This window comes from Desulfovibrio sp. 1188_IL3213 (assembly GCF_036763145.1).
Lineage (GTDB): Bacteria > Desulfobacterota > Desulfovibrionia > Desulfovibrionales > Desulfovibrionaceae > Desulfovibrio.
In genome coordinates, this window is sequence record NZ_JBAIYR010000613.1 from 1 (window position 1) to 1,080 (window position 1,080).

Here is a 1,080-nt window from a genome sequence, read left to right on the forward strand (position 1 = left end):
GGATGCCCTGGACGTGCTGGCCGCCACGTTTCCTGCGGGTACGGTGTCGGGCGCGCCCAAGATACGGGCCATGCAGATCATCCGCGAGCTTGAGGGCCGCAGCCGTGGCCCTTACGCGGGCTGCATCGGCTGGCTCGGGCTGGACAGGGACAGCGTGAATCTGGATATGGGCATTACCATCCGCAGCATGTGGCTGCGCGACAACAGGCTCTTCTGGCAGGCGGGCGGGGGGATCGTCCACGATTCCGACCCGGATATGGAATGGAAGGAAGTGTGCAATAAATCAGCCATAATGCGCCTTGCCCTGCGGACGGAGGACCAAGAGTATGTTTCTTCTTATAGATAATTACGATTCTTTTACCTACAATCTGGTACAGGCTTTTCACGCCCTGGGCCACAAGCCTGTGGTCATGACCAATGACGATCCCGCAGTGCTCGACATGGCTGAAAATCCTGAACTTGCCGTGGTCTGCATTTCTCCTGGGCCGGGGCATCCTTCCAAAGCGGGTTTTTGCCCGGAATTTCTCAGGCGGCTCGACCCGCGCATTCCGGTGCTTGGCGTGTGTCTGGGCCATCAGTTGCTTGGCCTGCATGCCGGGGCGCGGGTGGAGGTCGGTCCCTGCATCATGCATGGCAAACAGTCCGAAATCGTCCACGATGGCACGGGGCTGTTCTCCGGCCTGCCCAATCCCATGCGGGTGGGGCGTTATCACTCGCTGGTGGTGCGTGCCGACGAGGACGCCGGAAATCCCCGCTTTACCGTCACGGCCCGTGGTCCCGAAGGCGAGGTTATGGCTCTGCGCTATAATGACCGCCCCTGGGTGGGGGTGCAGTTTCACCCCGAATCGATTCTTACGCCCGACGGCCTGCGCCTGCTGGGCAATTTCCCGCAGATGGTCGTGGCTCCCGGCGGAGCGGCCTCCAATTTTGCCGAGATTCTTGAGCGCCTTGCCCGTGGCGAAGACCTCAGCGCAGAAATGGCCGCAGCGGGCTTTGCCGCCCTTATGGACGGAAAAATGACTCCGGCCCAGGCCGGGAGCTTTCTCATGGGGCTGCGCATGAAGGGCGAAAGCGCCCTGG

The 1,080-nt window shown here is 61.7% G+C and carries 2 protein-coding genes; both read left to right on the top strand.

The features are described 5' to 3' along the window. The coding region (locus V6C16_RS14020; protein WP_333543526.1) for a chorismate-binding protein at positions 1–346 on the top strand (346 nt) is incomplete at its 5' end. Next, the coding region (locus V6C16_RS14025; RefSeq protein ID WP_333543527.1) for a glutamine amidotransferase-related protein at positions 327–1,080 on the top strand (754 nt) is incomplete at its 3' end. The genes V6C16_RS14020 and V6C16_RS14025, both read left to right, overlap by 20 nt.